The sequence below is a fragment of the Wolbachia endosymbiont (group A) of Icerya purchasi genome (genome assembly GCF_947251635.1).
GTDB lineage: Bacteria > Pseudomonadota > Alphaproteobacteria > Rickettsiales > Anaplasmataceae > Wolbachia > Wolbachia pipientis.
Genome location: NZ_OX366357.1, coordinates 508,016 through 530,133 on the forward strand (window position 1 = coordinate 508,016; position 22,118 = coordinate 530,133).

The 22,118-nt window shown below is 34.9% G+C and carries 16 protein-coding genes and 5 pseudogenes; 5 read left to right on the top strand and 16 right to left on the bottom strand.

The features are described from left to right. Positions 1-104: 104 nt before the first annotated feature. Positions 105-1,385, bottom strand: a complete 1,281-nt coding sequence (locus OPR17_RS02725) for an iron-containing alcohol dehydrogenase (protein ID WP_265021998.1) — start codon at positions 1,383-1,385, stop codon at positions 105-107. 42 nt (positions 1,386-1,427) lie between these two features. On the opposite strand from OPR17_RS02725, the gene dapE reads away from it, so the two are divergent. Next, entirely contained in the window at positions 1,428-2,624 is a 1,197-nt protein-coding gene (dapE, locus tag OPR17_RS02730) for a succinyl-diaminopimelate desuccinylase (protein ID WP_265021999.1), read from the top strand. 117 nt (positions 2,625-2,741) lie between these two features. On the opposite strand, the gene nth is transcribed toward dapE, so the two are convergent. Continuing rightward, complete coding sequence (nth, locus tag OPR17_RS02735; RefSeq protein ID WP_265022000.1) at positions 2,742-3,380, bottom strand: endonuclease III; 639 nt, start codon at positions 3,378-3,380, stop codon at positions 2,742-2,744. 21 nt (positions 3,381-3,401) lie between these two features. After that, a pseudogene (locus tag OPR17_RS02740) lies at positions 3,402-3,920 on the bottom strand (molecular chaperone DnaJ); the annotation flags it as partial. An 83-nt stretch (positions 3,921-4,003) separates the two neighbouring features. Here OPR17_RS02740 and OPR17_RS02745 point away from each other — a divergent pair. Beyond that, entirely contained in the window at positions 4,004-4,888 is an 885-nt protein-coding gene (locus OPR17_RS02745; RefSeq protein WP_265022002.1) for an IS982 family transposase, read from the top strand. A gap of 315 nt (positions 4,889-5,203) precedes the next feature. On the opposite strand, the pseudogene OPR17_RS07620 reads toward OPR17_RS02745, so the two are convergent. The 5 genes and pseudogenes from OPR17_RS07620 to OPR17_RS02765 all read right to left on the bottom strand — a co-directional run. Further along, positions 5,204-5,629, bottom strand: a pseudogene (locus tag OPR17_RS07620) (J domain-containing protein); the annotation flags it as partial. A 21-nt stretch (positions 5,630-5,650) separates the two neighbouring features. Then, positions 5,651-6,514 (bottom strand): annotated as a pseudogene (locus OPR17_RS02750) (IS982 family transposase); the annotation flags it as partial. 280 nt (positions 6,515-6,794) lie between these two features. Then, entirely contained in the window at positions 6,795-7,616 is an 822-nt protein-coding gene (locus tag OPR17_RS02755) for an AAA family ATPase (protein WP_265022003.1), read from the bottom strand. A gap of 44 nt (positions 7,617-7,660) precedes the next feature. Next, positions 7,661-8,221, bottom strand: a complete 561-nt coding sequence (locus OPR17_RS02760) for an L-threonylcarbamoyladenylate synthase (RefSeq protein WP_265022004.1) — start codon at positions 8,219-8,221, stop codon at positions 7,661-7,663. Positions 8,222-8,339: 118 nt separating this feature from the next. After that, positions 8,340-8,810 carry a hypothetical protein gene (locus OPR17_RS02765; protein ID WP_096616617.1) on the bottom strand — a complete coding sequence of 157 codons (471 nt, stop codon included), beginning with the start codon at positions 8,808-8,810 and terminating at the stop codon, positions 8,340-8,342. A 75-nt stretch (positions 8,811-8,885) separates the two neighbouring features. Here OPR17_RS02765 and miaA point away from each other — a divergent pair, with 75 nt between their 5' ends. Next, entirely contained in the window at positions 8,886-9,770 is an 885-nt protein-coding gene (gene miaA / locus OPR17_RS02770) for a tRNA (adenosine(37)-N6)-dimethylallyltransferase MiaA (protein ID WP_265022005.1), read from the top strand. On the opposite strand, the pseudogene OPR17_RS02775 reads toward miaA, so the two are convergent. The 3 genes and pseudogenes from OPR17_RS02775 to OPR17_RS02785 all read right to left on the bottom strand — a co-directional run. Continuing rightward, a pseudogene (locus tag OPR17_RS02775) lies at positions 9,767-10,321 on the bottom strand (hypothetical protein); the annotation flags it as partial. The gene miaA and the pseudogene OPR17_RS02775 sit on opposite strands and share 4 nt — an antisense overlap. A 14-nt stretch (positions 10,322-10,335) precedes the next feature. Further along, positions 10,336-11,198, bottom strand: a pseudogene (locus OPR17_RS02780) (IS982 family transposase); the annotation flags it as partial. Continuing rightward, complete coding sequence (locus OPR17_RS02785) at positions 11,161-11,346, bottom strand: hypothetical protein (RefSeq protein ID WP_265022006.1); 186 nt, start codon at positions 11,344-11,346, stop codon at positions 11,161-11,163. The gene OPR17_RS02785 and the pseudogene OPR17_RS02780, both read right to left, overlap by 38 nt. Before the next feature lie 299 nt (positions 11,347-11,645). Between OPR17_RS02785 and sdhA the strand changes: the two genes are divergently transcribed. Then, positions 11,646-13,451, top strand: coding sequence for a succinate dehydrogenase flavoprotein subunit (gene sdhA / locus OPR17_RS02790; RefSeq protein WP_265022007.1), 1,806 nt, complete (start codon positions 11,646-11,648; stop codon positions 13,449-13,451). Here the strand turns inward: sdhA and OPR17_RS02795 are convergent. The 5 genes from OPR17_RS02795 to ychF form a co-directional block, all read right to left on the bottom strand. Beyond that, a complete protein-coding gene (locus OPR17_RS02795; RefSeq protein ID WP_265022008.1) occupies positions 13,423-15,543 on the bottom strand; it encodes an ankyrin repeat domain-containing protein in 2,121 nt (706 codons plus the stop codon). The two genes, sdhA and OPR17_RS02795, sit on opposite strands and share 29 nt — an antisense overlap. Positions 15,544-16,277: 734 nt before the next feature. Then, positions 16,278-16,883 (bottom strand): guanylate kinase, encoded by a 606-nt coding sequence (gene gmk / locus OPR17_RS02800; protein WP_265022150.1) that lies wholly within the window; start codon positions 16,881-16,883, stop codon positions 16,278-16,280. Beyond that, positions 16,867-18,672 (bottom strand): pentapeptide repeat-containing protein, encoded by a 1,806-nt coding sequence (locus OPR17_RS02805; protein WP_265022009.1) that lies wholly within the window; start codon positions 18,670-18,672, stop codon positions 16,867-16,869. The genes gmk and OPR17_RS02805 overlap by 17 nt, the downstream gene beginning before the upstream one ends. Beyond that, positions 18,665-19,858 (bottom strand): ankyrin repeat domain-containing protein, encoded by a 1,194-nt coding sequence (locus tag OPR17_RS02810; RefSeq protein ID WP_265022010.1) that lies wholly within the window; start codon positions 19,856-19,858, stop codon positions 18,665-18,667. Before OPR17_RS02810 ends, OPR17_RS02805 begins: the two co-directional genes overlap by 8 nt. A gap of 88 nt (positions 19,859-19,946) precedes the next feature. Continuing rightward, positions 19,947-21,041: a redox-regulated ATPase YchF gene (gene ychF / locus OPR17_RS02815; RefSeq protein ID WP_265022011.1), complete on the bottom strand. Its 1,095-nt coding sequence runs from the start codon at positions 21,039-21,041 to the stop codon at positions 19,947-19,949. A gap of 117 nt (positions 21,042-21,158) precedes the next feature. On the opposite strand from ychF, the gene OPR17_RS02820 reads away from it, so the two are divergent. Beyond that, positions 21,159-22,103: an OTU domain-containing protein gene (locus tag OPR17_RS02820; protein ID WP_265022012.1), complete on the top strand. Its 945-nt coding sequence runs from the start codon at positions 21,159-21,161 to the stop codon at positions 22,101-22,103. Positions 22,104-22,118 lie beyond the last annotated feature (15 nt).

Genomic DNA, 22,118 nt, shown 5'->3' on the forward strand with positions numbered 1-22,118 from the left:
AGTTGTATATCCACTCAGGTGAGGAGACAATGGATAAGAGATTGTGAAAAGGGTTTAGCTTTTGGCCTATGATCTCTTTAAATGACAGAATTTCACTACAAAACTTAACTTTCTTCTATGCAGTTAGCTAAGTCAAGAAAGGTGAATCTATCTCTTGTTGTAAACGCAAGATCGACCACTTTACAATATTGTTCTTTATTCCAACTGAGGTGCTCTGGTAAGTGTGGAATTGATAGATCTTCAAATATTTTTTGCAGGTGTTTTGCAGGTAGTAAATTTTGCTTAATTAAACTGGAAATATTATGCCATTCTTTGCAAATAATCTCTTGGATTTTTTGCTGCATAATTTGCTTCTGTTCAAAAGTTCTTACAAATTCGATATTATCAAAGCACTGAGTTATATGTTTTACATCTAAAGTGGTCGGTTTGATAATCGGGTTTTGTATTGATAATATCTTTTCCTGCAAATTAGCCATGGTAATCGTCGTAACAGCAATTTTCTCGCCATGTAGTAAGGAATGATCTCTTGTTACCATTTCCATTGCGTGAGCTATCATATGCTCTCCTTGGCTTGCAGAATAGCTGCCTTTTGATATTACCATTCCAAGTCCTGAAATTAGTAGAACTTCCATAAGTAATAGGACCACTTTTCTACTTCTTTTAGTAAGCGCCGTATACTCTCTTAGCAAAATTTGCTCCAAATCGCGAACAAGTGTAAAAGGTAATTCATTGTATTCTGTGCTAAGCAACAAATGAGATAGTAGCCAGTCAGCCTGAACTGTTGAACGACAAATGAAATCTGCAAATCCGCTCAATGTGAGACGCAGTGGTGCATTGGCAAGTATGTCTATATCTATATATACTGCTCTTGGAAGATGTGCTTTGAACGATTTTTTATATCCATTTACTAATATTGAAGCATTTGCAGAGGTATATCCATTCATAGAAGCGGCTGTTGGGAACGATATATAATCTTTTTTCTCGAGGTAGCTTGCATATTTGCAGATATCGTTAACAGTGCCGCTACCAAATGCAACTATTAAGTCACTGTCTTTTGCTTTGTTTCTAACTAGATCTACGGTTTCAAGAGAGGCAGCTCTGCTTGGTGTCATGCAAGTAGCTGACACTGGGATCCAGGAAAACAACTTATGGATTCCAGTGTCACGCGCTGGAATGACAGGTGGAGCTGGAATAATTAAGTTAGGAATTTTATTAAGTACGTTTTTGTTTAAAAGTTTTGCTGTATTTTTATCTGCAACTAGAAAGACGTCATTTCCGTGTCGTGTGCATATTTCATAGATATCATCAGCAAGGTAGTAATCTGTTATTACTTCCCTTAGAAAAGTTTGTTCGGTTTGATGTAATATTTGTTTTAAATAGTGCATAGAGTGTTTACAATATAGCAGTATAAGTATTTTAAGATTGACATGAAAATTGACCCTGTAGAGCTAACTAGGAAATTGATCTCTTTTGAGAGTATAACACCAGAAGACAGCGGGGCAATAGAGTATATAGCAACAATCTTCAAGAAGAGCGGCTTTGATTGTGAGATTTTAGAATTTGGTGATAAAGTTAAAAATCTTTATGCGAAATATATAAATGGAGTACCAAATTTGTGCTTTGCTGGGCACGTTGATGTTGTACCACCGGGTCAGTTAAAAGATTGGGCATTTGGTCCATTTAATCCAGAAGTGAGGGATGGAATGCTATATGGAAGAGGGGCCGCTGATATGAAAAGCGGAGTAGCTGCATTTATTGCTGCTATGGTAAATTTGATTGCAGAGAAGTTTCAATTTAATGGTTCGATAAGTGCATTGATTACCAGTGCTGAAGAAAGCATGGAAGAATATGGAACAAAGGCAGTTTTGGAATGGATGAAAAATAAGCAGAAAAAGATAGATTTTTGTGTGGTTGGCGAACCAACCAGTAGTGAGAAATTAGGTGATACCATAAAAATAGGCAGAAGAGGTTCTGTAACATTTGAATTAATTTGCCATGGAAAACAAGGGCACGTTGCCTACCCAGACCTAGCAGACAATCCAATATATAAGGTAATATCGATATTGAGTAAGGTAAAAAATACTACTTTTGATCATGGTAATAAATATTTTCAGCGTTCACATTGCGAAGTTACTACTATCGATGTTGGAAATAATACTAGCAATCTAATACCTGGCTCAGCAACTACACGTTTTAACATTCGATATAACAATGAACAAACACCGGGTGGCTTATATAAGCTGATTGATGAAATATGCTCCAGTGTAACTAGCGATTATAAACTTTCTGTGCATAGCAGCAGGGACGTTTTCCTCTCTACTCCCGATAGAAATACTGATATTATGCTTGATGCAATAAGTAAGGTTACCAACATTGATGCTATACTTAGCACAAGTGGTGGCACATCTGACGCTGCGTTTATCAAAGATGTTTGTCCAGTGATTGAATTTGGTATAATCAACAAAACCGCACATCAGATAAACGAATGCGTATCAGTAAACGATATACACAAGTTAACAGCTATATATAAGGAATTTATAGAAAATTATTTCAATCCCACTAATAAAATATTGAATCAGGTCAACGTGGTTAGTAATATATCTAGTGGTCCATTGTTAGCTTAGATGTAATCAGATCTCTTGCATAACTGTTGTTTGAATAATAACTTGTATCATTCCAGCAAAATGTGTCAAGTAAGTTTTTTCGTTTCTATAGCTACTTGGATGACAAAAAAAGAAATACTAGACTTTATACCTTTTGCACTCAAATTCACATAAATCATGAATTATGCACGTTTCACACGAAGGTTTCTGTGCTTTGCAAACATATCTACCATGCAAAACTAGCCAATGATGAGCATAAAGCAGGTATTTTTTGGGAACCACATTTAAAAGAGATTGTTCTGTTTTAAACACATCTTTTTCTTTCACAAGCCCGATTCTATTGCTCACTCTAAAAACGTGAGTATCAACTGCCAATGTTGGAATGCCAAGCCCCGAATTTAAGAACACATTAGCGCTCTTTCTTCCCACTCCCGGCAAAGACACCAAATCATCGAAATCAGTAGGCACTTTGCTATTGTACCTCTCAATCAATATTTTGCTGAGCCCGATTATGTTTTTTGCTTTGGAATTATATAAACCAATACTGCTTATGCATTTTCTTAGCTCACTCTGCCCAAAACCCAGCATTTTTTCTGGCGTATCAGTGATACTAAATAGCTCCTTTGTAATTTTATTAACGCTTATATCAGTTGTTCGCGCTGATAGAACTATCGCAACTAATAACGTAAAATCATTGGTATAATTCAGCTCTATTTTTGGTGCAGGATTTGATTGCTTGAATTTTTCAAATATCAGTTCTACTTTTTTTGAGTCCATGCATAGAGCTAAAAGCTTATACTACACTGGTTGCTGTGCAAATTCAATTCCTTTAGGCTTAGATAGTCCTTCAGCATTAACATCAGACATATCAGTTTTTACCTCATCAAAATTCCTCTCAGCAAATTCGCTTGCCACTTCCGCAAAACACTTTTTAATAAGAGGCATAACAATTGGCATTAACAGTTTTCGTGGATCATACCATTCTAACAGGTCAGTTTCCTTTTGCACCCTATCTCTTGGATCCTCTTCTAGTAAATCTTTTGTGTGCTTTTCAGCATATATTTCACAGCCTTTTGAGAAAACAGGAGCTAACATTTCAATTAATACTGCCAATAACAATAGTGAACCAAGTATGGTTCCACCAACAGTTAATCTATTAGCAATGAAATTTGTTGTAAGTAGATAAACAGAAAAAGCATCTAAAGGATAGTTGATAAGAAGCTTACTACCTAGTGCGATATAGTTTATTTTACTCATGAATTCATCAGTAGAAATTTCTGAGTTGGCATACTTTTTCATATAATGACCTATTAATAACGCGAATTCTGGATTAAAGGAGAATAGAAAAGGCAGAAAACAGGGTAAACTCAGCAATTATAAAAAAATAGATGAGGTTACCCATGGAAGACATAACAAAACTGTTTTGTTTGGTCGATGATTTTTGCAGAGATATAGAGAAAAATTTTGCAGGCAAACTACTGCCAAATGGTAAAAAACCCACAAGAACAACGGAAATTGAGCACTCTGAAATCATGACAATAATCCTGCTATATCAACAATCTCCGTGTAAAAATTTCAAAACTTTCTATCTACATTACCTAACGTTGCTCTACAAATCAGAGTTTCCAAAGTTGCCTTCATATACCAGGTTTGTTGCTCTAAAGCCTAGGGTTTTGTGGCATTTAGCAATGTTGTTGCATTGGCTTTGTGGACAGTCAGAAAACACTGGAATTTCATATATAGACACAACTCCCATTGCAGTTTGTCATGCAAAAAGAATATCCAAAAACAAAGTTTTTGCTGGAATTGCAAAATTAAGCAAGAGTACTTACGGCTGGTTTTTTGGTTTCAAATTACATATGGTAATCAATGAAAATGGTGAAATTCATGCACTTACGCTAACAAAAGGCAATGTTGATGATAGGATACCTGTGCCAAATTTGACGGAAAAATTAACTGGCCTTTTGTTTGGTGACAAAGGTTATATTGCAAAAGAGCTTTTTCAGAAGCTGTTTGACCGAGGTTTGAAACTTGTTACCAAGGTGAAAAAAGGTATGAAAAATACATTAATTTCGCTAAATGAGAAGATTTTACTGAGAAAAAGGTCTATCATTGAGACTGTTTTTGGTTACCTAAAAAATAGACTAGAAATTGAACACACTCGCCATAGATCCCCTGTTGATTTCTTGGTTCATATCTTTTCTACTCTCATCTCCTATTCCATCAAATCCAAAAAGCCTTCTATTTCCTATACTTCCTTCCTTAATCCAGAATTCGCGTATTAATAAATGAGAGGCGTTATTAATAATGATATTAAATGCTATGATCCACCATGAAAAATAGCAACCTATAGTAACTGTGGTTAACAGGCCTAAGGTTAGAACACTTATTTTTTGGACGAGCAGTAGAGCATTTTTACGCTCTATAAATTTCAATGCTAATGTCTTTTTATCTTCTTCAATTAGGCTTCTCTTTTCTTCTAGAGGAGAAATATAAAGAAATAGCCGCATACTAGGTTTTGATAAGCGTTTATTAAGCTCGCCAGGGTCTGACGATCTAAAAAAACTGCTATAAATATCTCCTAAAAAACAGTATTCCACATCCTCTTCAAACGCACTATCATTCTTTTTTAATATAGAAGTCAATTCATCAAAATCTTTACCTATAGCTTCTTCACCAATCCCTAGTGTATCGAACAGCTTCTTTCTATAATGAAATTCACATGCTGTTAAACGTCCATTACTTTCAGCACCAACACTGACTTTAACACAAGGATTTCCTGATTCCAAAGGTTCAATATATTTTTTTAGTTCTTGATAAGCTTTATAAATTTGATCAAATCTATTTTTATCTCTACCCTTGTCAGGATGATTTACAAGAATTAACTGCTTATGCTGTTTCTTCAAAATTGCGCTAAGCTCTTCATAATTCTTGTCTACAACTTGCTTAGCTTCTACTTCCAATACGTTGAACAGGTCAGTATTATCACAAAACTCCTGACCAGTTAACTTGAAATGTTGACCCATTACTAACGCAAATTCTGGATTAAGGAAGGAAGTATAGGAAATAGAAGGCTTTTTGGATTTGATGGAATAGGAGATGAGAGTAGAAAAGATATGAACCAAGAAATCAACAGGGGATCTATGGCGAGTGTGTTCAATTTCTAGTCTATTTTTTAGGTAACCAAAAACAGTCTCAATGATAGACCTTTTTCTCAGTAAAATCTTCTCATTTAGCGAAATTAATGTATTTTTCATACCTTTTTTCACCTTGGTAACAAGTTTCAAACCTCGGTCAAACAGCTTCTGAAAAAGCTCTTTTGCAATATAACCTTTGTCACCAAACAAAAGGCCGGTTAATTTTTCCGTCAAATTTGGCACAGGTATCCTATCATCAACATTGCCTTTTGTTAGCGTAAGTGCATGAATTTCACCATTTTCATTGATTACCATATGTAATTTGAAACCAAAAAACCAGCCGTAAGTACTCTTGCTTAATTTTGCAATTCCAGCAAAAACTTTGTTTTTGGATATTCTTTTTGCATGACAAACTGCAATGGGAGTTGTGTCTATATATGAAATTCCAGTGTTTTCTGACTGTCCACAAAGCCAATGCAACAACATTGCTAAATGCCACAAAACCCTAGGCTTTAGAGCAACAAACCTGGTATATGAAGGCAACTTTGGAAACTCTGATTTGTAGAGCAACGTTAGGTAATGTAGATAGAAAGTTTTGAAATTTTTACACGGAGATTGTTGATATAGCAGGATTATTGTCATGATTTCAGAGTGCTCAATTTCCGTTGTTCTTGTGGGTTTTTTACCATTTGGCAGTAGTTTGCCTGCAAAATTTTTCTCTATATCTCTGCAAAAATCATCGACCAAACAAAACAGTTTTGTTATATCTTCCATGGGTAACCTCATCTATTTTTTTATAACTGCTGAGTTTACCCTGTTTTCTGCCTTTTCTATTCTCCTTTAATCCAGAATTCGCGTTTATAGGGTTACGTCTTGATCTGAAGCTATATTCTTAATTAAGCTTAATTTTTTCTGCATGTTCAATATGGCTTTCGTCAAAACTTCTATTGATTGCCATACAGTTAATTTATTATCAGTCAAATTATATACTTCGAGTATTAAATTAACAGAATTTTATCATGAATTTATGTTAAAAGTATTATACTTCGTAAACTTATGTCATGATATTAACTACATTAGCTAAAACATGCTTTTTATCTAAGTGGAGTTGCTTTGCGGCAACGAAAAGTTTATCTATTTTTTTCCACTGACTTAGCAGAATTTCAACACCATTTACCTCTCTCTTTATGCTTTCTAAAATGAAGGCCTGAATTATATATGATGCTAGTTCTAGTTCGATTTCGCTATTAATTACTTTATTAATCATATTGGGATTCTTTAAATCATGAAGAAATTTATAAAAGCATTTGTATGCTTCATAAGCATCACTACTTATTGCATTTATTATCATTCCTGGCATTCCAGGAAATAAAGTGATCATTTCATCAAACGTTTGATCATCAAATTTACATTGAGATGAAGCAACTTGCTTTGTTTCATCATAAGTTAATGGAAGTAAATTTAGCTGAAAGCACCTACACCGGATAGTAGTTTGTATATCATATGGCTTATGGCTAATTATAAATATCTTAGAATTTTTTGGCGGCTCTTCTAATATTTTCAATATTGCGTTTTTAGCGTTATTAGTCATTGCCTCTAAGCTATCTATTATAGCTATTTTGTGTTCTGATTGAATGGGACTTAAGTGTAGAAAGTTTTTCATCTCTCTGACTTTTTCTATTCCGATAGTATCACCTTCAACAATGTGTAAGTCCAATGCTACTTCATTATAGCTTTTTATGAGTAACCAATTGGAGAAGGATTTTGCAAGTGTTGCTTTTCCTATACCTTTTTTACCACAGATCAGCCAAGACTGAACAGATAAGTTATTCATTAATTTTTTTTTTGGCTGGTTGTGACCTATTACTTTTTTCATTCTTTCTCCTATAGATCTTAGTTTACAAATGCATTGGTTACTGTTTATAATAAAATTGCACCTTCCCTTAAAACCTTAATCTTATCTTCGGTTAAGTCAATAATAGTAGATTCTATACCAGAAACTAATTCATCATCTTCAATCACTGCAGATAAATGTTGCTTAATGGATTGTGGTATATCGTCTGCCTTACATACACTTTTTTCTCCTGAAATATTTATACTAGTTGCCACTATTGGAACTTTCAGTTTATTTAATATTGAAATTGCAATAGGATGCTCAGGGATTCTGATGCCTATACTATCTTTAAAGAATGCGTTTGGCAATATATTATTGTTTTTAAGTGGTAAAATATAGGTAATCGGTCCAGGAGAAAAGTGGTTTATTAAATCAATATATCTTTCCTTCACCTTTGCTATTTTTATCAAATTGTAAATATCACTAACAAATATGGAGAGTGGCTTATTTTGAGAGCGTTTCTTTATCTGATATATTTTTCCTATAGATTCATTATCTAGTGAATTACAAGCAAGAGCATACACTGTTTCTGTTGGAAAACACACTAACAAGTTGTTCTGTATTGCATTTATTATTTTAGATACCATATAGCTCAAAACTTATTCATAACAACTAGATCAGTTTTGTTGCATTGTATCTTATATAGTAACTGCTAGTTTTTGTGAACGTAATGCAACGCAGTTTACCATTTGTTATGCAGACTTGCTACAATCCAAACTCTTCATTGACTTTATCAACTATTGCCTGTGGTGGATCCTCTCCCCATCCTGAATACAAAATCTCTCCATAGTCTGCAACATCTATAGAGCCAGTTCTGCTTTTTGCTAAAAACATTTCTCTTTTCTCTTTATCAACTAATACATAATGCCACGCTGATTTTCCACGATCTTTACCACGGACTAAATATATAAGATCTGACCTACTTCTTTTTGTTGCATCAGCAAAAGATCTTTCATTGACAGTTCTGCTTTTACTTTTTATGCCGCCACTTTCAGAAAAAGCTTCCTTGGATTCGGTTTTTTTGTTTGCCAATTCAGAAATTTTTCCTTTTGCTCCTAGTGCACGTTCCTTGGTATTTCCAGATGAATACTTACTGGAAAAACCTTCCCCTGTACCGCCAGGAGTCCTGTTTGTAAAACGCTTAGTAAATGAATTATTGTCATTGTTTTCTGCCATAAAAATCTCCAAACTTTAGATTGTAGAATCCAAATTTTTACTACACCTTATCATATGTTAATTAAATTAATATAAATGAAAAATAATATAGTAATCATTACAGGAATTACAGCTTCAGGTAAATCAGAATTGTGTGATAACCTGATAGAAAAATATAATAATATCAGCATAATAAATTGTGATTCAAAGCAGGTATACAAAGAAATTCCCATAATTACTGCTCAACCACCAAAGCAAGAAGAATTTTATAAATTATATGGTTATGTTTCAGCAAAAGAAAATTATTCCGTGGGTCTATGGTTAGAGGATTTAGAAAAAGAAGTTAATCACGCATTAGAAAATGCTCAAATACCTATCATCACTGGAGGAAGCGGGCTTTACATCAGCAGTTTAATCAAAGGCTTATCATCAATGCCACAAATAAGTCAGGAAGTGAGGAAAAATGTAAGCGAATTAAGGAAAAATTTAAGTAAAGATGAGTTTTACAAATTAGTGCTAAGCAAAGATCCAAGGATTCAAGGTAAAGTATTCATGAATGACTCGCACCGCCTTTCAAGGGCACTTGAAGTTATCACTGAAACTGGTAAGACAATCTTTGTATGGCAAGAAAATAGACAGCCTCCTTTATTCAATAACTTTAAGATATACACAATTCTGCCTAAACGTGAAGATGTATACCGAAAAATAAATTTTCGTTTCATTACAATGATTGAAAATGGAGCAATTGATGAAGTAAAAAAGTTACTTAGCATGAACCTAGCCCCACATTTACCAGCTATGAAAGCACACGGAGTGCCAGAAATTATAAAGTACTTGAAAGGTGAGATTACTTTAGACGAAGCGATACAAATTGCTCAAACAAACACAAGACACTACGCGAAACGTCAGTATACCTGGTTTAAAAACCAATTTCTAAATGCTGAAGTGATTGATTGTGCAAATGAGCTCAAGATATTTTAATTCAGGCCGTGCTCATTACTATGAATAGGGGGTTCCATATTTTCCAGATGGCTGTTTACTTCTAGTGGCTTATCCAAGTTATGCTCTATTTTTAACTTAAATCCTAGCTTCTCGCAGAATTTGTAAAAATACTCCTTAATGACATCAAATAAATTTCTGCCATCAATTTTGTAATCTCTCAATTTTCGAGGAACAGTGAGCAACAATTTACCATCTTTATATGTCACATCATCTTTCCCATCTTGAGATTCAAGTGTGAATTCTAGTGAGCTATCCAATTTACATAATTCTTCTTCTGGTTTTGCTAAAGTGCAAACTGCAATTTTTTCTTCAATTCTGATTGCTGCATGACTTGGATCACTACAATTAATATATGTTATATGACTAGAACCGAAAACTAACTCATGCGCCGTAGCTACATGAAAAAGAGGTTTATCTTCAGCGTATAATGCACCTACGTACCCTGCTTGATTACAATTGATAACCAGTTCTTCCAAAATAGGATCACTTGGAACTTTAGCTCCAGCATGTTCGAACATCTCCTTAAAAACGCAAATTCTGGATTAAGGAAGGAAGTATAGGAAATAGAAGGCTTTTTGGATTTGATGGAATAGGAGATGAGAGTAGAAAAGATATGAACCAAGAAATCAACAGGGGATCTATGGCGAGTGTGTTCAATTTCTAGTCTATTTTTTAGGTAACCAAAAACAGTCTCAATGATAGACCTTTTTCTCAGTAAAATCTTCTCATTTAGCGAAATTAATGTATTTTTCATACCTTTTTTCACCTTGGTAACAAGTTTCAAACCTCGGTCAAACAGCTTCTGAAAAAGCTCTTTTGCAATATAACCTTTGTCACCAAACAAAAGGCCGGTTAATTTTTCCGTCAAATTTGGCACAGGTATCCTATCATCAACATTGCCTTTTGTTAGCGTAAGTGCATGAATTTCACCATTTTCATTGATTACCATATGTAATTTGAAACCAAAAAACCAGCCGTAAGTACTCTTGCTTAATTTTGCAATTCCAGCAAAAACTTTGTTTTTGGATATTCTTTTTGCATGACAAACTGCAATGGGAGTTGTGTCTATATATGAAATTCCAGTGTTTTCTGACTGTCCACAAAGCCAATGCAACAACATTGCTAAATGCCACAAAACCCTAGGCTTTAGAGCAACAAACCTGGTATATGAAGGCAACTTTGGAAACTCTGATTTGTAGAGCAACGTTAGGTAGTGTAGATAGAAAGTTTTGAAATTTTTACACGGAGATTGTTGATATAGCAGGATTATTGTCATGATTTCAGAGTGCTCAATTTCCGTTGTTCTTGTGGGTTTTTTACCATTTGGCAGTAGTTTGCCTGCAAAATTTTCTCTATATCTCTGCAAAAATCATCGACCAAACAAAACAGTTTTGTTATATCTTCCATGGGTAACCTCATCTATTTTTTTATAATTGCTGAGTTTACCCTGTTTTCTGCCTTTTCTATTCTCCTTTAATCCAGAATTCGCGTTAGAGATACCGCGAATGAATCGCGGTATGACGGCTAAGTAGGGTGTCATTCCAGTGCTTGACACTGGGATCCAGAAAAATTGATTGTAAACAAACGACTATACAACATTTTCAATAAAATTACAAAAAAGCTGGATCCCAGTGTCAAGCACTGGAATGACATCATAGGGGCACTGGGATGACAGGCTAGCCTGACAACCGTCATCCCGCTACGTGTTAGTGGCTGAGATACTGCGGCGGTATGACGTAGGATTGCTGTCATTCCGCTACTAGTTAGCGCCGCGGCGGCATAGCTATAGAAAACTTGTATAGATTTTTTCTACTTCTGTGATATCATAAGCCTGTAATGATAAAATAAGTAAATATGGATAAGTCAGCGTATGAGATCATAGAACATGAGTATGATGTGGTAGTAGTAGGTGCAGGTGGAGCAGGGCTCAGAGCAACGCTTGGGATGGCTGCAACTAATTTTTCAGTTGCCTGCATTTCTAAAATTTTCCCTACACGAAGTCATACAGTTGCAGCACAAGGCGGAATTAGTGCAGCTTTAGGTAATATCGGTGAAGACGATTGGCGCTGGCATGCATATGACACAATAAAAGGTTCAGACTGGCTTGGTGATCAAGATGCAATAGAATATATGTGTAAAAACGCTGCTAAAGCTGTTATTGAACTTGAAAATTTTGGCGTACCTTTTTCTCGTACAGAAGATGGCAAAATATACCAGCGCTCTTTTGGTGGAATGACAACTCACTTTGGTAAAGGAAAATCAGCTCAACGCACTTGTGCGGCAGCAGACAAAACTGGGCACGCAATACTTCACACTCTATATCAGCAGTGTCTTAAATTCAACGCTGAGTTTTTTGTTGAATACTTTGTGATTGATTTAATTATGGATAGCGAAACCGGAGCATGCTGCGGAGTTCTTGCTTGGTCGCTATGCGACGGTACATTACATAGATTTCGCGCGCATAGGGTGGTGCTAGCAACAGGTGGATATGGACGTGTTTATTTCTCTGCAACAAGTGCGCATACCTGCACAGGTGATGGTAATGGCATGGTAGTAAGGGCTGGATTACCACTTGAAGATATGGAATTTGTACAATTTCATCCAACAGGAATATATGGCTCAGGGTGCTTGATGACAGAAGGGTGCCGTGGCGAAGGGGGATATCTCGTTAATTCTCAGGGCGAAAAGTTTATGGAACGTTACGCACCAAAAGCAAAAGATTTAGCTTCTCGTGATGTGGTAAGTCGCGCAATAACAATTGAAATTAGAGAGGGAAGGGGAGTTGGACCGAAAAAAGATTACATGTATTTAACTATAGCACATCTTGATCCGGAAGTAATAAAACTCAGATTGCCGGGCATTAGCGAAACCGCAAGAACTTTTGCTGGAGTTGATGTCACTAAAGATCCAATACCGGTCATTCCGACTGTTCACTATAACATGGGTGGCATTCCAACTAATTATTATGGAGAAGTGATCACGCTGAAGCAAGGTAAGGAAGAAGTGGTAGATGGACTATTTGCAATTGGAGAAGCTGCGTGTGTCTCTGTGCACGGTGCAAATCGACTTGGTTCTAACTCGCTTCTTGATCTTGTGGTTTTTGGCAGAGCTGCAGCGCTCAGAGCAAAAGAGAAACTAAAATCCTGTACACCACATAAAAAATTGCATTCAGACTGCACAGACTGGATAGTAGATAGATTCAATAAAATGCGATTTGCTTCCGGTGGGCTAAAAGTAGCAAAAATACGCAGTGAAATGCAGAACACTATGCAAAAATACGCATCAGTTTTCCGTGTTGCTGAAGTTTTAGAAGAAGGTAAAAAAGCTATAAAAAAGGTAGCAAAAATGATGCCTGATATTGCAATTGAGGATCGCAGTATGATGTGGAACAGTGATTTAGTTGAAGCACTGGAGCTTGCTAACATGATCCCACAAGCGGTTATTACCATGGAATGCGCAGCTAATCGCAAGGAAAGCAGAGGTGCCCATGCTCGTGAAGACTTTCCTGAACGTGATGACAAAAACTGGATGAAGCACACTATAGCGTGGCCTGAAGAAAAGAAAGGGCAAATTAACGTAAAAATTGATTATAAAAAAGTGGCTGAAAAAACTCTGAGCGGTGAGATTGATTTCATAGCGCCAGAGAAGAGGGTTTATTAGTCAGCCCATCTAGCTTATTCATGAATTGACGTAGTATTGATACATCGCTCATTTTAGTAGCTGGGTTTTCTGTATGCTCTGGTTGATTTGGTGACTCTTGTACTGCTTGATTTTTAGTCTCATTTCTTAAATTCTGTTGATCATTATTAACAAGGTTCTTCGAAGCTTGATTCTGCTCTGTTGTTGAATTAGAGCGGTTTTTGTCGTTAAATGTGTCCTGTGCTTTGTTGGTTGATTTTTCAAAAAGTTTCTTAATACCACTAAATCCTAAAGTTAAAGTAAGGCATATAACTCCAGCAACAGCTATGATAGGAATGGCTGCTCCAATTGCCATTTGACCCTGAAAGAAAGCAAATGTTACCATTGCAATAACAGTAGTCGTTATCGTGATTGCTAACAGTTCGCGGGTCCTTTTTGCTGGATCTATGAATCCTGCTACAGCAGATACTCCTTTTTTTATACCAGAACCTGCTTCTTTAATGCCAGACTTGCATTTTTTTGAAGCAGTTTTACAGTGGTATTTTTCTTCAAGCTTCTCTTTTAGTTCTTTAGCTTTCTCCTGTGCTTTCTGTGGAGTCCCTGAATAATCTTTTAGATCTCGTAAAGTTAAATAGTACTTTTTAGTATGGAATTTTGGATCTTTCAGCTCCAGAGAACAGGGATCAGCGCCTATTTCTAGCAGCATTGTACAAAATTTTGTTGTATTGTCATAAGCAGTTGCTGTATCAAAAATTGTTCCTTGCGGTAGGTATTCGATACTTCTTTTTTCTGCTTTTTTCTTTAATGCCAATTCTAGGGGTGTGTTCCCTTCTCCATTCTTAGCATTTATAGCTTTACCTAATTTATCTTTAGATATTGTTCCATTTTTTACTAAACCTAAAATCAATTCCAAACATGTAACTTTTTGTTCTCCTTTGAATGAAGCAATATAGTGCAGAGCATTTTTTTCATCTTTATCTTGCACAGTAATATCTGCACCGTTTTTTAGCAATAGTTCTAGGGTTTCATACCTTTTAGTTTTTTCAAATTTTCTATCTGTACATGATCGATCCTCATTCTTTTCTTTTATATGCTGAAGCAACTGATGAAAAGGTGTTAATCCTTCCCTGTTAGTAGTATTTACAGCATCATCTTTATTTGAAATCAACTCTAAACATGTAACTTTTTGTTCTCCTTTGAATGAAGCAATATAGTGCAGAGCATTTTTTCCATCTTTATCTTGCACAGTAATATCTGCACCATTTTGTAGAAATAACTCTAAGGCTTTATACCTATTTGTTTTTTCAAATTTTCTATCTGTACATGATCGATCCTCATTCTTTTCTTTTATATGCTGAAGCAACTGATGAAGAGGTGTTTGTTCTTCCTGATTTTCACTATTAATGAGTTGTGCTAAATCTTCCTCGGTGACCGTTTTTATTAGGGTACCTAGAAACTTGCATTTCTGTTTCTTTTCCAACGACACGATAAGGTGTAAAATATTGTTGTCTTTTTCACCTTTCACACTATTAATATCCGTACAATCTTTTAGATATTTTTTAAATTTCCTGTTATTTCCATCTTTGATCGCTTTTAGTAATAGAGCATTGCTATTTGTTATTTCGTTGCTTATTTCTACTTTATGATCATCTTCAACATCGCTACCGTAGTCACTTTCAATTCCACTGTCTTCACTATTTCTACGATCATTTTGGTTGTGGGTAAAACAATATTTGCTATTATAAATAATTTCAGAAATTACTTGCTTTACTCGCTCTTTTGTTTCATCTGGTATTTTTTTCGATCGTTCTATTACTTCATCTAGCACTGGAAGAAAGCATTGGACATAATACCTATAATATTTTTCTTGTTCTCTAAGTGATTCTTCTAATTTAGTTAATACTTCAGCTTCCTCAAATAACCTTTTGCACTTCTTGAGGGTTCCATCTCGACTTCTTGGTTTTTCACGCTTATGCTCTTCTTTTTTTACCTTTCTCTCTATAATGCCATACAATTGCTCGTCTTTTCTATCCTGCTCTCGCTTTTCATTTTTATCTATGTATTCATCTAATTTTTTTGCATTAGTAGCTAGTGCACTTAGATCTGTACTCATACTAAAACCTCAATATTAAAAGCTATTTAAGTTGTCAGCACTGATGTTTTTTCTACTTAAACTAACAACAAAAAAGTTGAATTTAAGATTCAATTTTTTTAATTAAGTCAAACGTTGTATATAGCTAACGAAACCCGCTTCTGTCATCCTATGATAGGATCCAGTCTAAAAAATCTGGATTCCAGCGTCACGCGCTGGAATGACAACTTAAGATATCGCCTATAATTAACCATAAACATATTTCGGTAAACCTAAGTTACTTTTAGCTATATGTAGTTGAAATACAGATAGAAAGGCAGGTAAGAAGGCAGAAAATTAATTTCTGTAAGAAAGTTTGCCGTCATAGTTAAACCTCACTTGAACAGTTATCTACTATTTTAACCATTTAATCTTAAAAAATAATAAATATAGCTAAACTGCGAAACTTGCTACTGGCTAAAATAGGATAAGAAACTATAGCTGCAAATTAATGTGTATCTGTTCAGATGCATGGCTAATGCTGAAACAAAAATTCCAGTGCTCCCTTTCTTGTCATCCCAGGGCTTGACACTGGGATCCAGATTGGGCACTAAGTTGGTAAACAGGAAAGCGCTTTACAACGTTTTTGATGAAACTGTGCAAAAGGACTGGATGCCAGTGTCACGCACTGGCATGACATCCATTTGTTCCTATAGTTGTCTTTTCTCGTCTACCTTATTTTGCCACTCTGCTAAACAGATACATTAATGTTTTTATCAGTCTTCCAGACTTGGTTTTTCTTTTAGTTTTTTAAGCCTTTCTTTATTTAGTATGGAGCTTATCTCTTCTACACTTTTATCAATATTATCATTGATTATTACGTAATCATATTTATCACGTTTGCTTATCTCTTTTTGAGCTTCGGCTAATCTGCGCTCTATTTCATCCGCACTGTTGCTATTACGCTTTTGCAAACGCAACCTAAGCTCTTCCATTGAAGGGGGAAGTATAAAAACACTCACAACTTTTTTTCTCATGAGCTTGAATAAGTGAAATGCTCCTTGCCAGTCTATGCTTAGTAAAACGCTTATTCCACTGCTCAGGTTTTGCTCTATAAAATCTCTTGGTATACCATAAAAATTCTCAAAAACTTTGGCGTATTCAAGCATCTGACCAGCTTCGCATAACTCGTGAAATTTTTCTTCGGTAACGAAAAAATAGTCTTTTCCATTTATTTCGCCGGGGCGAGGCTTGCGTGTAGTCATAGAAACAGACCTAACTAAATTAGTTGATTGCTCAAGTAATTTTGCTGATATAGTAGTTTTTCCAGCTCCAGAAGGGGAGGATAGAACCAATAATACGCCCTCACTTTTTACGGTCATTTTTCTTTGCATTTTTTAACATGGTGCTTTTTGGATCAGAGTTTAAAAAGCTAGAACCTTCTAAATTAGAATTTGATAAGTTGGTGCCAATGAGAGAAGAGTTATCAAAGACAGTATAGCGCAAATCGGTTTTTTCAAAATTTGCCTTATTCAAATTAACGTTTACAAACTTTGCTCTACTCAATGTTGAATTAGCAAAATCAGCATTTTCTAAATTCATATCCTTAAATTCAAAGTAAGAATAATTTACATTAAATTTTTCACCCTGTGATATTTTCTCTTGCAAATCTTCAATTGAAGTTATAGCATTTTCTGAACCTGTGAGTTTCTCCTGCCCTTGATTGTCAATCAAAATTGAATTATCAAATTTGCAACCTGTTAAGTGAACATCAGCAACTGAACTTTTATATATGCTTGAAGAGTGAAAAGACATATCACTAATTGTTGAATTGCTCAAATTGCTAAGAAAAAAGCTAGTTTTCCTAAAGGCATTAGCGTGAAGCAAAGAAGATCTGAAATCGCTTTCAATAAAATTTGAATTAGTTACTTTTAAATTAGACCAGCTTGAATTATCAGCTAATAAATTAAAGAATGTTGAATTTTCTATTTCACTGGAATCAATATTATGGCGAGAAAGTGTACTGTTATAAACTTGAGAGTCTTGGATTTTTATCTTATACATTGAAGTTGTAGAAAGGTCTGAATCTTCTATCTTCGCAGAGGTGAATAGTGAATGGTCAAAAAATGAGCCATTCATGTTAGAATTCGCAACTTTAGTATTATGAAACTTTCCGTGACGAATGTCAGCATTAGAGACATTAACTTGATGCAGTTCACTAAAACTAAAATCAATATTGGATAAATCAGCATCCTGAAGATTTGCTTCAGAAACATATGTATGCTTTATCTTGGAACCATTTAGTATAGATTGAACGAAACTTGAATTATCGTCATTTACATAGGAAATTTGTGTATTGCTTAAATTAGTTTCATCGAAGTTACTGTTAATTATGATAGAAGAATTAAGGTAGGCAGCGGAAAGATTGCTACCTGTAAAGTCTGATTCTTTTAACTCTGCACCATATATGTTAGCATTTTTTAATGAAGAAAATTGTATCTTTAATTTATATGCATCCACTCCAAAGAAACTTGCATTATCAAGGTTGTTTTTCTGCATAACGGTATCGTTTATTTCACTATCACTAAAATTTACGTGGCTAACATTTGAGTTTGATAAGTTGGAGAAATTCATTTTCACATTCGAGAAATTAGTATGCAAACCAATTACGTTGTGCATACTCACTTTTTTGAGATCGGAACTGATAAAATCAGCATAACTAACATTAGACTGATCAAATACGATATCTGTTAAGTTTGCAGAAACAAATTTTGTAAAACTCAAATTTGTACCTTTTATTTTAATGCTATGTAAATTAGCATTGGAGAAATTAGCACCACGTAAATCAACATCAATGAAAGACACGTAGGATAAATCGGTGTTAGAAAAATCAGCACCAATCAGACTTACTCCATCAAAAACAGATTTATTGAGATATAATTGACTAAAATTAGCTCCATTTAAGTTAGAACCAAAACCTTTCTTAAAATCTTCTGGCACGCCCTCTTTGTGGCACTGCACCAAAAATTCAGCAAAGTCTTTTTTACTGTAAGATACATATTTTACATCATGCAGAGCGTTTAAAAAATCACTAATCGGATTTTTTTCATCATTTATTTCGTTTCCATAACATAAATGACCAACTAAAATTAACATCAAGAATCTAATCATCTTGCTTATCGCACTGTATTTCTTTCGTTTTTACAGCCCAATCGTACATTGCTGAGCTTTCTTTATTGTCTATTTTTCTATCCTCCAAAAGGTGTGGCATCATTTCGGCAATCGCATTTATTATATTGATCTGCTTTTTTTTGATTGCTATATCAATTGGGGATTGAAAATTATTATTAACTACTCTAAGATCAGCACCTTGTAATAAGAGAAAACGAACTGTATCTATTTCACCTTGCTTCACTGCATAAATTAGAGGAGTGTCACCCAATTTATTTCTAAATCTTAGTATCTCTTGAATTGTTAATCCAATTTTTTCTAGCTTACTTATTACTCCTCTTAAGCAAGTTAAGTTGTTCTTCTTAATGCAGTAAAAAAATTGTTTACTGTAATCGTCAATAAATATAGGTGTAGGAAGATGCTCATTAAGGCTATCATATTGTCGTTTATATATTGACTTGCTTTGTATATCTTTATGATCCCATTCTTTTATTGGTTCTCTGTTTAGCTTTGTCCATTTTTGTAAATTTTTCTTTTCACTTTGCTCTTCTTCATCTTTTTTAGTTATAGGTTTTACTCTATTGCGGTCCTTAGAATTATTACTTCTTCTTTTTACTTTTTTTTCTTCAGACTGACTTCCTACTTCTTCTTTTTTTTCTTCTAATAATTGACTCGCATCACTTTTTGAAAGTTCATTGTCTTTTATATCAATCTTCTGATCAGCTTGTAGATTTTTTTGCGGGTTAGCTGTATTCTCATTTAAATCAGCACTTAAAGGCAAAGGCTCTGGTTTCAAATCTTTATTCACTTCTTTATTGGCCACATTTGGTAAATTTTGAGCAAATTTGTCTGTGCTTCCTTCTAGCTGGTCATTTGGCAAATCTTTATCAATCCTTTCACCTTCACTTATAGTTTTTTCAACCACGGAAGCTTTGTCCTCGTTGTGTTGCAGTTTCTCTTTATCGGTAGTGACGTCTAATCTTTTGCTCTCAGCCTCTTGTGTTTGTTTAGCATCGACGTTGCTTTTTAACTCATCTTTTTGATTTGTGCTATCTTGCTTCCTTACACCTACATTTTCGTTTTTATGAACTGATTCAATTTTCTTTTCTTCAAGCTGCTCTACGGCAAACAGGATGGGTGATCCGAATACGACAGCTAATAATATAAAATATAAAATATTCTTCATAAATATCCCAAGCATAAGCTTAATTAAAATGATACTATAATCAAATGATTAATCTACAGTAAAAAATGCCTTAGATAAAAAACCAAAGCTACACATTAAACCTAAAGTGCATTATATCGCCATCTTGTACGATATAATCTCTGCCTTCAAAGCGAATTTTTCCTGCATCTTTGCAAGCTGATTCACTTCCATACTTTATGTAGTCTGCAAAGCTTATTGTCTCTGCTTTTATAAAGCCTTTCTCAAAATCAGTGTGGATTACACCTGCTGCTTTATCGGCTGTTGACCCTATTTTTACTGGCCATGCCCGTGCTTCTTTGGGGCCCACAGTAAAGAAAGTTATCATACTCAGCACTTCATACATAATACGCGCTACTCCATCAAGGCCTGATTCTTGTAAGCCAAATTCTGATAAAAAACTCTGTTTTTCCTCTTCACTATCAAGATTTGCAATATCTGCTTCGAGTTTTGCTGAAATGCAATAAAATTTGCTTTTATTTTCCTCCGCCATTCTCTCTACCTTTTTAGATAATTCATTGCCAGTTATAACATTTGTATCTTCAACATTGCAAACGTACATAACGGGCTTTGTTGTCAACAATTGAAGCGACTTCATCTCATCTCCATCGATATTCTCCAAACTTCTTGCAGGTTTACCTAATTTTAAAGTAGCTAATACCTCTTGCATTAATTCAAGTTGTCTCTTTAGCTCTTTATCACCTTGCTTTGCCTTCTTTTCGAGTTGTGGCAGCCTTTTTTCTATGCTATCAATATCAGCTAGGATTAATTCCATTTCTACCACTTCAGCATCTGATATTGGATCTATTTTACTGTGTATATGGCTGATATCGTTATCCGTAAAGCACCTGAGCAGATGAACGATGGCATCAACTTCTCTGATATGGCTTAAAAATTTATTGCCGAGCCCTTCACCTTTGCTCGCACCCTTTACCAGACCTGCAATATCTACAACTTCTAATTGATTATAAATTATCTTCTCTGAGCCTGCAATTGCTGCGATTTGTTTCAAACGCTGATCTTTTATCGAAATCTTGCCTATATTTGGCTCAATTGTGCAGAAAGGATAATTTGCAGCTTCGGCTGTACTTGACTCTGTAAGTGCATTAAATAAGGTTGATTTTCCTATGTTTGGTAACCCAACTATACCGCAGTTAAAACTCATATTTGCTATGTAAAATTATAACTATTGCATAATTTAAAAATTTCTACTATACTTAATTAGTCTCTTATTGAAAATTTTGTTGGTATAGTAATATATAGCTTAAATTAAGGTAAAACTATGACTACAGCTAAGAAACGGAAACTACCAAGTGACTTTCATGATGTTGAGGTTGGAATAAAAAGGCCCAGGATCTCAGGGCAAGAAATAACTCTTTTAAATAGTAACCATTACCCTGACAATTTCTATGTAGGACAAGCAATTGGTAATGGAAGCTGCTTTTTTGACTCGTTCAGACAAAGTCTAGAACAACAGACAGGAGAGCAAGTTACTATCGAAAAATTAAGAAATGATTGTAAAGAATTTGCGCAAAAGAATCCACCAAAGTGGTTTACAAATGCAATTGTCAATAGTCATGATAACAATGGCCAGCACCGTAGTGAAACTGTAGATGATTATACAGCAAACATTATGCGTAACGATAGGTGGGGTGATCCTGACGTTGAAGGCAGAATACTTTGTGAAAAGTATGGTGTAAAATTACATGTTATAGAGAGTAACCCATTGCATGCTATTGACACCCAACAAGATCGGTTTTTGCATGAATTAATAGACAATTCAGGTTCAAAAAGTGCAGGTGAATACAATAAAGTTGATTATAATGATAGTAGTATTGTGCATATAATAAACAAAGGCTATTCTCATTTCGAACCATTGCTTGATATAAACAAAAGTTTAGCAAAACAACTGCAAGAGGAAACCAAACTTAAACAAGAGCAAGAACAAGAAGATTTCCTATTAGCAAAAAAACTTCAGCTAGACGAGATCTTAGAATATTGTAACCTTTCAAAGGATATCTCTGAGAGAGCAGAGGTTGAGAAGAGATTTGATGAGTTATTGGCAAAAAATGCTGGTGGAAAAATTTGTGATGTTGTAGAGCAGTGCGTTAGTGATATAAAGCAGCGCATAGAGCAGCAAAACCCTTCAAGTTTACTAAGATGTGGTACGGAATCGATGGCAGAACCATTTCATCAACAACGAGCACCACAACTTGTAAAATCTTAATAGCCCTGTATATTT